The 11,270-nt window shown below is 70.4% G+C and carries 8 protein-coding genes and 1 rRNA gene; 3 read left to right on the top strand and 6 right to left on the bottom strand.

Going from position 1 to position 11,270, the window contains the following annotated elements; translation table 11 throughout:
* The first annotated feature begins 215 nt into the window (after positions 1 to 215).
* Complete coding sequence (locus ABUW04_RS38335) at positions 216 to 1,409, top strand: winged helix-turn-helix domain-containing protein (RefSeq protein WP_380568918.1); 1,194 nt, start codon at positions 216 to 218, stop codon at positions 1,407 to 1,409.
* 16 nt (positions 1,410 to 1,425) lie between these two features.
* On the opposite strand, the gene ABUW04_RS38330 is transcribed toward ABUW04_RS38335, so the two are convergent.
* The gene (locus tag ABUW04_RS38330; RefSeq protein ID WP_030260686.1) at positions 1,426 to 2,154 is read right to left on the bottom strand and encodes a response regulator; all 729 of its coding nucleotides are present in this window, start codon (positions 2,152 to 2,154) and stop codon (positions 1,426 to 1,428) included.
* 182 nt (positions 2,155 to 2,336) lie between these two features.
* Positions 2,337 to 2,969, bottom strand: a complete 633-nt coding sequence (gene hpf, locus ABUW04_RS38325; protein WP_030260689.1) for a ribosome hibernation-promoting factor, HPF/YfiA family — start codon at positions 2,967 to 2,969, stop codon at positions 2,337 to 2,339.
* 431 nt (positions 2,970 to 3,400) lie between these two features.
* On the opposite strand from hpf, the gene ABUW04_RS38320 reads away from it, so the two are divergent.
* Positions 3,401 to 4,138: a ComF family protein gene (locus ABUW04_RS38320; RefSeq protein WP_380568917.1), complete on the top strand. Its 738-nt coding sequence runs from the start codon at positions 3,401 to 3,403 to the stop codon at positions 4,136 to 4,138.
* On the opposite strand, the gene ABUW04_RS38315 is transcribed toward ABUW04_RS38320, so the two are convergent.
* The 3 genes from ABUW04_RS38315 to mtrA are packed head-to-tail and all read right to left on the bottom strand — an operon-like array spanning position 4,126 to position 8,810.
* Positions 4,126 to 6,006, bottom strand: a complete 1,881-nt coding sequence (locus ABUW04_RS38315; protein WP_380568916.1) for a hypothetical protein — start codon at positions 6,004 to 6,006, stop codon at positions 4,126 to 4,128. The two genes, ABUW04_RS38320 and ABUW04_RS38315, sit on opposite strands and share 13 nt — an antisense overlap.
* A complete protein-coding gene (gene mtrB / locus ABUW04_RS38310) occupies positions 5,990 to 8,131 on the bottom strand; it encodes an MtrAB system histidine kinase MtrB (RefSeq protein WP_380568915.1) in 2,142 nt (713 codons plus the stop codon). Before mtrB ends, ABUW04_RS38315 begins: the two co-directional genes overlap by 17 nt.
* A gap of 1 nt (position 8,132) precedes the next feature.
* The gene (gene mtrA / locus ABUW04_RS38305; protein WP_030260697.1) at positions 8,133 to 8,810 is read right to left on the bottom strand and encodes an MtrAB system response regulator MtrA; all 678 of its coding nucleotides are present in this window, start codon (positions 8,808 to 8,810) and stop codon (positions 8,133 to 8,135) included.
* 703 nt (positions 8,811 to 9,513) lie between these two features.
* Between mtrA and ABUW04_RS38300 the strand changes: the two genes are divergently transcribed.
* Positions 9,514 to 10,497, top strand: coding sequence for a hypothetical protein (locus ABUW04_RS38300; protein ID WP_380568914.1), 984 nt, complete (start codon positions 9,514 to 9,516; stop codon positions 10,495 to 10,497).
* Between the two features lie 693 nt (positions 10,498 to 11,190).
* On the opposite strand, the gene rrf is transcribed toward ABUW04_RS38300, so the two are convergent.
* Positions 11,191 to 11,270, bottom strand: a 5S ribosomal RNA gene (gene rrf, locus ABUW04_RS38295); the annotation flags it as partial.

Here is an 11,270-nt window from a genome sequence, read left to right as displayed (position 1 = left end):
ATACGCCCAGCCCCCGTCCGCCGTCACTGCTCGTACTGCCGTGACTGCGGTGCGTGGCGTTGCGTTCATATGCTAGAAGCCCGGACGCGGCGGCTGCGACCCTTACCGGCGAGTGCGGACCAAAGCTCACCCTTGCGGGTTCATCTCCAGCCAGCTGTTCGGTTTCACTCACCCGCAAGGGGGGTGCTGTCAGTGGCAGCTCCTACGCTGACCCCATGACCGAAGCCACCTCACCCGCCGGCGTCCTCACCCTCAGCGCGGACCAGGCCCGCCGCATCGCCCTGCGCGCCCAGGGCCTGCTCGGCGCCCCCGACCGGCGCGGCGGGGTGCGCGGCGTGCTGCGCCACCTGGGCGCGGTGCAGCTGGACACCATCTCGGTGCTGGCCCGCTCGCACGAGCTGGTCCCGTACGCCCGCCTGGGCGCCGTGGGGCGCGCCGGCGTCGAGGCGGCCTACTGGGGCGGCGGCACCTCCTTCGAGTACTGGTCCCATGCCGCCTGCGTACTGCCGGTCGAGGAGTGGCCGCTGTTCGCCTTCCGCCGCCGGGCCTTCCTGGCCCGGGGCCACCGCTGGCACCGGATGGAGGACGCCGAGCGCTCCTGCGCCGAGGTGCTGGCCAGGCTGAGCGCGGACGGGCCGCTGACCTCGACCGAGCTCGGCGGCGCCAGGAAGGGCGGCGAGTGGTGGGACTGGTCCGAGACCAAGATCGCGGTGGAGTGGCTGCTGGACACCGGGCGGGTGGTCTGCACCGAGCGCCGCAGCTGGAAGCGGGTCTACGACCTGGCCGAGCGCGCCGTCCCCGCTGAGCTGCTCGACTCGGATCCCGACGACGCCGCCTGCGTACGGCAGTTGGTGCGCCAGTCGGGCGCCGCACTGGGGGTCGCCACCGTCAAGGACCTCAGTGACTACCACCGGCTGAAGGTCGATCAGGTCGCCGCCGCGCTGCCCGACAGCGGTCTGCTCCCGGTGCTGGTCGAGGGCTGGGGCCGGGGCGGGACCGCAGCGACGGCCTGGGCCGATCCGGCCGCACTGGACTCCGAACCGCGCGGCCGGCACCGCACCACGCTGCTGTCCCCCTTCGACTCGCTGGTCTGGGACCGGGCCCGCACCGAGCGGATCTTCGGCCTCAGCCACCGTCTGGAGGCCTACACCCCGAAGGAGAAGCGGCAGTACGGATACTTCGCCATGCCGCTGCTGGCCGGGGGCCGGCTCGTCGGCCGGGTCGATCCGGCGCGCGAGGGACGGACTCTGATCGCCCGTCAGGTCACACTGGACTCGGCGAAGGCACTCCCGGCGCTGGCCGGGGCGCTGCGCGAGGCCGCCGAGTGGGTCGGCTGCGACGCGGTCAGGGTGGAGCGGCTGGACGACGAGTCCCTGCGCACCCCGCTGGAGAAACTGCTGCTCCAGTAGGCGTTGCCGGCCGCGGTCAGCCTATCTCCAGGATCTTCTCCCGCATCGCGTAGACCACCGCCTCCATCCTGGAGTGCAGCTGCAGCTTCTCCAGGATGTTGCGGACGTGGTTCTTCACGGTGTTCTCGCTGATGAAGAGCTGCTTGGCGATGTCGCGGTTGTTCAGCCCGGTGGCCACCAGCTTGAGCACCTCCAACTCCCGGTCGGTCAACCGCGGCGCGGGCACCAGCCTGCGGTCGTCGGTGCGCTGCTGGATCATCGACTTGAACTCGGTCAGCAGCTTCGCCGCCATCGACGGACTGATCTGCGACTGCCCGTCCGCGACCGCCCGGATGGCGGTCGCGACCTCGTCGGTGGAGATCTCCTTGAGCAGGTAACCGGTGGCCCCGGCCTTGATCGCCTCGTAGAGGTCGGCCTCCTCGTCGCTGATCGTCAACATGATGATCTTGGTGCTGGGGGCCACCTCCTTGATCGAGGTGCAGGCCTCGATACCGCTGCGCCGCGGCATCCTGACATCCATCAGGATGATGTCCGGCAGCAGGTCGGCGGCCTTCTCCACGGCCTCGGCCCCGTCCCCGGCCTCACCGACGACCTGGATGTCCTCCTCCTGGGCGAGGACGATCTCCAGGCCGCGCCGGAAGAGTGCGTGGTCGTCCACGACCAGGACCCTGATCGGCTCGGCGGCACGCCGCGGCTCGTCGAGCTCCCGGTCGTCGCCGCGCCGCTCGTCCCATCGCTCCGCCATCCGGTACTCCCCCTCGGCTGGTGGCTGTTGCCGCCATGATTCCACGCTCCGGCCGCCGTGCGATCATTCCGCAGGCCAGCATTGGCTCGGACGAGTGACTCCGGGCGCGCCGCAGGGGCGCGGCAACGATTGCCGCGCCCCTGCCGCGCCCCTGCTTCGGGCGCCGGATCGCTGCCGGAGTCCTACTCCGGCCCCTCCAGCTTGAGATGGATGACGCCGTAGTCGTAGCCGTGCCGGCGGTAGACCACGCTCGGCTGCATGGTGTCGGTGTCCATGAAGAGGAAGAAGTCGTGGCCGACCAGCTCCATCTCGTAGAACGCCTGGTCGAGCGCCATCGGCACGGCCGCGTGGGTCTTCTCCCGGACGATCAGCGGACCGTCGCCCTCGATCTCCAGCGAACCGATCTTCGTCTTCGCCGCCGGCGCCGCGATCTGCTCCGGGGTGGCCACGTCGGGAGCGGTCGAGAGCCGCGCCGTGGCCTCGGCCACGCTCATCGGCGAGCGCGGTCCCTTGTGCACCCGCCGCCGGTCGGCGACCTTGCGCAGTTGGGCGTCCAGCTTGGCGGAGGCCAGGTCGAGCGCGGCGTACGGGTCGGGGGCGCATGCCTCGGCCCGGATCACCGGTCCCCGGCTGTGCAGCGTGATCTCCACGCGCTCGGAGCGCTCCGCCTGGCGGGGGTTGCGCTCCTTGGAGAGCTCCACGTCCAGGCTGATCACCTTGCCGTCGAGCTTCTGGATGTGCTCCAGCTTCTCGCTCACGTGCTTGCGGAACCGCTCGGGCACCTCGGTCTTCCGACCCTTGACGACGATGTCCACGCAGAACTCCGATCCCTTGCACTGTCGCCGGTCGGACCCTCAAGGTCCGCGCGGCCCATCGAGTACGCAGCACCGCCCGCTCGGGATGGGCGGAACCGCCCCTCACATCCCTTCCTCCCCACTGGGGACGGTTGAAACCCCATGGAACAACGGTTCCGGGGATTCCGCCCGCCCGCTGCCGGGAGGATGCGGTGCGATCGGGGCGACCAGAGGGCACCGGCACCGGCCGGAACCTCCTGAGCACCCAAAATCGCGGCAGTACGGGGCCTTGTACAGCCCTCGCGTCAGTCCTACCCCCGTACGGATGAACTCACGGTAAAACTCCGCGGCCCTTTCCGTCGCTGCAGCATCCTGTTGTCCCCGCTCTGCGGAGTCCGACCCCCCGTCCCGCGACCGTCCCGCGATCCGCCGTCGACGCCCGGAGGACCCCCGTGACCAGTGCGTCCGTCCGCCTCTTCGATGCCGCCCTGGACCTGCTCGTCCCGGCCCAGTGCGTGGGCTGCGGCCTGCAGCACGCCCAGCTCTGCACCGCCTGCCGGGAGGAGCTCGATCGAGCGCGGCCGCGCGCCGCGCGCCCCCACGCCGCGCCGCCCGGGCTACCGGAGGTGTATGCAGCAACCACCTACGAGGGGGCGGCCCGGCAGATCCTGCTGGCGCACAAGGAGCGCGGAGCGCTGCGGCTCGCCCAACCCCTGGGCGGCGCACTCGCCCGCGCGGTACGCGCCGCCGTACCGACCGGCGGCACCCGGGGCGCGCCACTGCTGCTGGTCCCGATGCCGTCGGCGCCGTCGACCGTACGGGCCCGCGGCCACGATCCGACCCGCAGGCTCACCCTGGCGGCCACCCGCGCCCTACGGCGTGCGGGCGTCCCCGCCAGACTGCTGGCCGTACTGCGCCAGCAGCGGGCCGTGGCCGACCAGTCCGAACTGGGCGCGGCGGAACGGCTGCGCAATCTGAGCGGCGCACTCGCCGTGCCGCGACACCGGCGCGGACTCCTCGACCACGGCCGGATCGTCCTGGTCGACGATCTGGTCACCACCGGCGCAACCCTGGCCGAGGGCGCCCGCGCCCTGGCCGAGGCAGGCGGGGACGTCCTGGCGGCGGCGGTCGTCGCCACGACGGTCCGCAGGGACGGGGGCGGCCGACCCGGGTCCGGTCAGCCCGGGTAGCTCGGCATGGGGCCGAGCGCCGAACTGCTCCCCGTCGTGAGGAACTCCCAGCCGCCCTTCTCCCAGCGGTAGACCTTGCCCCTCTCGCCGACCGCGGAGGTCCCGCTCGCGTCCCGCAGGTACGGCGCCTTCACGCCGGTCCCCAGCGTGCTCGGATCCTGCTGGAGCGCGCTGATGCTGTTCATCCCGTCGGCGGACGAGGGCGCCTGCACACCCGGCATGACGGCGGAGGAGCCGTCGATCTCCCAGACCGAAGGGGCCTTGCCGGTCGTGGTCTGCTGGCCGAGCACGATGATGCTGTCGCCGTCGTTCCAGGACAGCGATGTGACGCTGGTCAGGTCGCTCCCCGGCATGATCGGGTGCAGCCCGGCGATGGTGAGTTCCGGCGAACCGCTGGTGGTGGCGCGCTGGACCCGGCCGACCTGGACCGAGATGGTGCCGGCGTCGTCCACGGCCAGAGCGATCCTGGCCCCGTCCTGTGCGACCTTGGCGTTGATGACCCGACCCTTCAGCCCGTCCACAACGACCGGGACGACCTTCCCCGTCTGGCCGGAGACGGCGCCGATCCCCTGGCCCGCAGGGTCGGTGCTGACCGTCCACAGCGTGCCGAGGCTGTCCCAGCTCAACGATCCGAACCCGACGCTGTCGGTGCTCGCCGCATGGGTGGGGGCCGTTGTGCTGGTCAGCGTACTGAGATAGAGGGACTTCTGATCGTTCGACAGCACCGCGGTCCTGCCGCTGAGGTCGGGAGCCACGGCGAAGCCGCCGATAGACTTGACGGTGGCGGGTGCGAGCAGCCCGGTCACCTGCTGTCCGCCTCCGGAGCCGCGACTGGCGGCGTCAAGGCTGGCAAGGTGTCCGGCCGCGTCCACGAAGTACATGGTCGGCGCCCCGGTCGCCGACTGGACAGGCGAGTAGGAACTGCTCCCCAGCGAGTCGCAGGACTGCGTGGAACCGTCACCTTCGTACAGGCTCACCTTGGTGATCTGCTGGCCCGCCTCCTTGGCCTGCTGGGTCGAGACCTGGGCCAGGGTGAAGTAGAGCTGCGCGGCCATCCGCTCACAGGTCTGCAACCCGCCCGCCACCGCCTTCTTGAGCCGCACGGACGCGGTGCCGTCAGCGGAGACCTGCACCGCGGGCGCGGAGGCGGCCAGCGTGGTGCCGCTCGGGAACCCGGGCTGCACCGCCGGGGCCAGCCACGAACTAGGTCCGCTCAGCAGGATGTTCGCGGCCTCGGTCAACGGGTCGACATGGCTGCGCACATAGACCGGATCGGCCGCCAGCGGCGTCTGCGTCCCGCTCGGGGACTGGCCGGCGATCGGGAAGTAGACGTTGACGGACTCGTATATCCGTTGGAAGTCCTCCTTCTTGAGCACCAGCCCGTTCGGCAGACTGTCGATCCGCCACCCGCTGGGGCCCTTGGTGAAGGTGTAGTCCTCTTCGAACGGAACGTTGTTGACGGGCTTGAAGGCGTGCCGTGCGTCCAGCGTTGCGACCTGTTTGCCGGTGACCCGCATGACGACCTTCTTGGAAGTGGAAGCGTCGTTGATCTCCGTCATCTTCAGACCGTCCAGAACGGTCGCGCTCTGCTCCGGGTTCCAGGTCTTGTCGGCGCTCTGGGACAGGAACTGCTTGGCAGTGGCGTATCCGGACTCGTCGGACACCAGGTCGTCGAAGAAGCCCGACAGCAGTTGATCCGGCAGACTCCCCGCCTTCGGCGGCTCGGCCACGACCACCACCTGCTGGGCGTCGTTCTGGCTGGTGCTCAGCCGTGGCGGGGTGCCGCTGTCCGGCATCGCGGCGCAGCCTGCGAGCAGTAGCGCGGAGCCGAGCACCCCCAGGAAGCGGACGTCACGCCTCATCGTCATCCGTTCCCTCATCGCGCCCTTCCTTGGACACCACGATCTGCGCACCGGTGACGCCGTACCCCGACGAGGCCCGGACGTCGGCGGGATTGCTCGGCGGCAGCGCCGCACGTCCGGCGACCTCGGGGATCACGGAACCGTATCCCAGCACTCCGCCGAGACCGGAACCGAGTCCCGTGCCCAGCACCGCCCCGCCGCGCGGGCCGGGAACCTCCTCCGCGGACGTGGCCGTACCGACCCGCGAGGCGCGCATGTACGGCATGCCCGGCACGGCCAGACCCCGGTTGCCCAGGGAGTCCGCCGGTTCGAGCGGGATCGGGGACCGCAGGATCTCGGCACCCGCGTTGCGGGGAACCGTCAGCCGGAACTGCGAACCGCCGCCCGGCTCGCCCCAGGCGTGCAGCCAACCGCCGTGCAGCGCCGCGTCCTCCAGGGCGATCGAGAGGCCGAGGCCGGTGCCGCCGGTGGTGCGCGCCCGCGCCGGGTCGGCCCGCCAGAACCGGTTGAACACCCGGGACGCCTCACCGGGCTTCAGACCGATCCCGTGGTCCCGCACCGCCACGGCGACGGCACCGTCACCTGCGGCCAGGATCACCTCGATGTCATTGCCCTCACCGTGCTCCAGTGCGTTCACCACCAGGTTGCGCAGCACCCGCTCGATCCGGCGCGGGTCGACCTCGGCCACCACCGGCTCGTCGGCGCCATGCACCACCACGGCGCTGCCCTTGGTCCTGGCCAGCGGCTCGGCGGCGTCGATCACCCGGCCGACCACCTCGCGCAGGTCCGCGGGCTCGGCATCGAGGATCGCCGCGCCCGCGTCGAACCGGCTGATCTCCAGCAGGTCCGCGAGCAGCGACTCGAACCGGTCCAACTGGTTCTGCAGCAGCTCGGCGGAGCGCTCCGCCGCGGGATCACCGAAGTCGTCACGCGACTCGTACAGCAGGTCGGCGGCCATGCGAACGGTGGTGAGCGGGGTGCGCAGTTCGTGGGAGACGTCCGAGACGAAGCGGCGCTGCACCCGGGAGAGCTCCTCCAACTGCCGGATCTGCGTCTGCAGCGCAGCGCCCATCCGGTTGAAGGACTCACCGAGGCGGGCGATGTCATCCGTTCCGGAGACCTTCATCCGCTCGTCCAGCCGCCCGTCGGCGAGTCGCTCGGAGATCTCGGCGGCCATCCGCACCGGGGTGACCACCTGACGGACCACCAGCCAGGAGATGGCACCCAGCAGGACCACCACGAAGATCCCGGCCGTGGCCAGCGTGGTGCCCACCAGGTTCAGCGTGGAACTCTCCAGCGTGAAGGGGAAGACGTAGTAGAGCTGGTAGGGCTGCTGGCCCGCTCCGGTGGTCTCCAGCGTCTGCCCGACCACCAGGCCGGACTCGGGGGACTTGTTGGCGGAGTCCGTGTAGTAGATCGTCGTGTACTCGGCCTGGTAGGCGCTCGAACCGCTCACGCTGTCCCGGAAGGTCGAGCTGATGGTCCGGTCCGGGTCCACACCTCCCGCCTGCCGGGGCGTCTGGGAGCTGGCGGCCTGCGGGGGCGTGGGCTGGCTCTCGTCAGGCACCATCCCGATCACCATGTACTGGCCCGCGCCGCTGGTGGCGAGAAAGCTGACCTGCTGCGACAGCAGGGTCCCCATGTCCAGTCCGCCGTCGGCGCCGGTGGCCGCGGTCTGTCCGGCTCCATTGGTCGACTGGGTGTGCTGCTGCGACAGGCTGGCGTAGAGGGAGGTCTGGTTCTTCTGGGCGGCCGTGAACCCGGCCTCCGCCTGGGTGACCGCAGCCTGGTCCTTGGCATTGAGCAGGCCGTTCCGGACCGTCTTCATGACGACCAGGCCCAGCATCAGGACCGCGCCGAGGGACAGCACCAGGGTGATCGCGACCACCCGCACCTGGATGGAACGCTGGTAGAGCGCGGTCATCCGCCGGTACGGACGCCGCAGCCGCCGCCCGAGCAGCGACAGCAGCGACTTGGTACCGGCGAAGGTGCCTATCCGGTGCGCCCGGGCGGATGCCGCCGGGTGCGAGGACAGCGCATCGTCCGGGTTGGGCGCAGGAACGCCCTGCAGCTCAGGAGGAGTCGACCGCCCGCCGTCCGGCCCGGGCGCGACGGGGGTCCGACCGCTCATCTCAACTCGGTCCCGCCTTGTAACCGACGCCGCGCACGGTCACCACGATCTCCGGACGCTCCGGGTCCCGCTCGATCTTGGAGCGCAGGCGCTGCACATGGACGTTGACCAGCCGGGTGTCGGCAGCGTGGCGGTAGCCCCACACCTGCTCCAGCAGCACCTCGCGGGTGAACACCTGCCACGGCTTGCGGGCCAGCGCCACCAGGAGGTCGAACTCCAGCGGCGTGAGCGGGATGCTCCGCCCGTCCCGCTTCACGGAGTGGCCGGCCACGTCGATCGTCAGATCGCCGATCGCCAGCTGCTCGGGGCTCGGCTCCTCGGCCCGACGCAGGCGGGCCCGGACCCGGGCCACCAGCTCCTTGGGCTTGAAGGGCTTGGTCATGTAGTCATCCGCACCGGACTCGAGCCCGACCACCACATCCACGGTGTCGGTCTTGGCGGTGAGCATGACGATCGGCACACCCGACTCGGCGCGGATCTGACGACAGACGTCGATTCCGTCCCGGCCGGGCAACATCAGGTCGAGGAGCACCAGGTCGGGCTTCACCTCGCGGAAAACAGCCAGAGCCTTGTCGCCGTCCGCGACAAAAGAAGGCTCAAAACCCTCCCCGCGCAGCACGATGCCAAGCATCTCAGCCAGAGCAGTGTCGTCATCGACGATCAAGACGCGTCCCTTCATGGTTCCCATGGTCTCATTACGGAAACGTGACCTGGGGCACAGTCGGCAGAGACTTCCGCCACTCGTTCGACTTTCCTGGGCTTACTTGCGCCATTTTCGGTACAAATCGGACAGAGTGTCATCTCACATCCGACTCGTGCTGCTGCAGCACACGGCCGTGTCGCGAACCCCGGCACCGCCGATGTGGCTCAAAGTGATCTCTCCCCGGGAGACGCCGAGCCCGAGCCGTCGATGCCTTGGAAACCGGGGGCGCCGACATGACACGATGTGCGCTACTCGTTGCCACGCTGCGCCGACGGCTCCGGGACGGCACCACCAGGGCATCACGACAGAGACGGACCAACGACGCATGACCGACACCCCGAGCCGACGCCCCGCGGAACCCTCGGCTCCCGAGTCGGCCGACACGCCGGTCAACCAGGTCGACGCGGTTGACGCGGTCGACCACGGCACCCCGGCGGGTGAGGCGACGAAGGCAGGGGCCGGGACGAGGGCGGGGGCGGGGGCGGAATCGGCAGCGGAGCCTGCGTCTGCGTCTGCGTCTGCGTCGGGGACGACGGCCAGGCCCTCGATTCCGGTGCAGACCGGAGCGACAGGGCAGCCGCCCCGCCGCGCGTACGCCCGTACCGACGCCGACAGGGGTGCCAACGCGGGGCCGGCCTGGTCTCCGGCATCCGCCTGGGGCCAGGTCCCGCCTGCACCGGTGCACGGTTGGGTCTGGTCGGGAAGCTGGATCCCCAAGCCGGGCATCGTGCCGCTGCGCCCGCTCGGCCTCGGTGAGATCCTCAGCGGCGCGATCGCACTGCTCACGCGCTACTGGCGAACCGTACTGACGGTCTCCGCAGCGGTGGCCGCACTGTCCCAGCTCATGGTCGCCCTCGTCACGGCATTCGTCCCGATCCCCTCCGACAACATCGACCTGACGCTGTCGAGCACCGGCGACCCTTCCGCCGATCTGCATCGCGCTCTGGTGAACCTCGCCGACATCGCCCCCCACGGTGCAGCCACCGGGGCCATCGGCCTGTTCGCGGGAACCCTCGCCACGGCCGGCCTGGCCACCGTGGCGAGCAAGGCCGTCATGGGCAAGCCCGCCTCCGCGGCCGAGGCGTGGCGCGCCGTGGGCTCCCGGCTACCGTCCCTCATCGGACTCGCACTCGTCACCACCTGCGCCACCTTCGGCACCCTGGCTGCCTCCGCCGCGCCCTGCCTGATCGCCAACGCCGCCCACAGCTCCGACGCCACCGTCTCGGCAAGCGCCCTGCTCCTGCTCCCCGGGTCGGCCGTCGCCCTGTGGCTCACCATCTCCATGGGCCTGGCGGCACCGGCACTGGTCCTCGAACGCCAGGGCATCCGAGCGGCACTGAGCAGGTCCTTCCGACTGGTACGCGGTGCCTGGTGGCGCGTCTTCGGCGTCACGCTGATCGTCGCCATCCTCACCGCCATCGTGAGTGGGCTCATCGCCCTACCGTTCACCGAGGCGGATCTCATCGCCAACGGCAACGGATCCGACGGCACGGCGGTCTCGTCCCTGCTGCTCGGTGCCATCGGCGGATTCATCGCCGGCGCGGTGACCCTCCCAATCAGTGCCGGCAGTTCCGCGCTCCTCTACATCGACCAACGAATCCGCCGCGAAGCCCTCGACCTCGAACTCGCCGCAGCCGTCGGCATCCCCAACTACGGCCACTGAGACGAAGGGCGGCAGCGGGCCGCGGACGCACCGATCCCAGTGCGTTGGTTGGGGGTGATGCGGGGTCTGTTTGGCTGCCGAGCCCCCGTCTTGTGGCCGGGTGATCGGTGTGTGTTCGCTCCCGGTGATCCGCCATCACTTCCATGGGGCGCGTTGGTGTGTTGGTGGCTGGGGTGGCTCGCTCCGCTCGCGGCCAACTACGAGGAGCCGGGGGGTGGGTAGGGCTCCGTTGCCGGGAGGCGGGTGGGCGCGGGGCGGTGCAGAAACGTTCCTGCCGAGGTGTCAACGGGCCTTGGACTGAACCGGGGTCACTTTCGGGACAAGGTGTCACTCGATCATGCCGTAATGCCCCATTTGACCCGGTCTTGGCGTACCACGAGTGACCCGACGTCCCGGAATCGACCCCGGTTCGCGCGAGACCCGGCCGCAGAACCGTTTCTGCACCCCGCCCCCCGACGCTCTGCCCGGCAACGGCGCCCAGGACCGGCCCCGCTCCCCCGCTGTAGTTGGCCCGCGAGGCGAAGCCGAGCAACAGCAACAAGCCACGGACGCGCCATTCGGCATCGGTGGCGCCATGTAAGCCACCTGCAGTAGCCGCCAGCCCGTGGTGGCGGCCGGCCTCCCCCACCGCACTGGTGCGGGAATGCAGAGAAGCCCCCTGACCGGTGGTCAGGGGGCTTTCTGTTAATGGTTGTTCGGCGGCGTCCTACTCTCCCACAGGGTCCCCCCTGCAGTACCATCGGCGCTGTGAGGCTTAGCTTCCGGGTTCGGGA

This window comes from Streptacidiphilus jeojiensis (genome assembly GCF_042510965.1).
Lineage (GTDB): Bacteria > Actinomycetota > Actinomycetes > Streptomycetales > Streptomycetaceae > Streptacidiphilus > Streptacidiphilus jeojiensis.
Note: the sequence above shows the minus strand (reverse complement) of the source record. Positions and strands in the feature narration are given on the sequence as shown.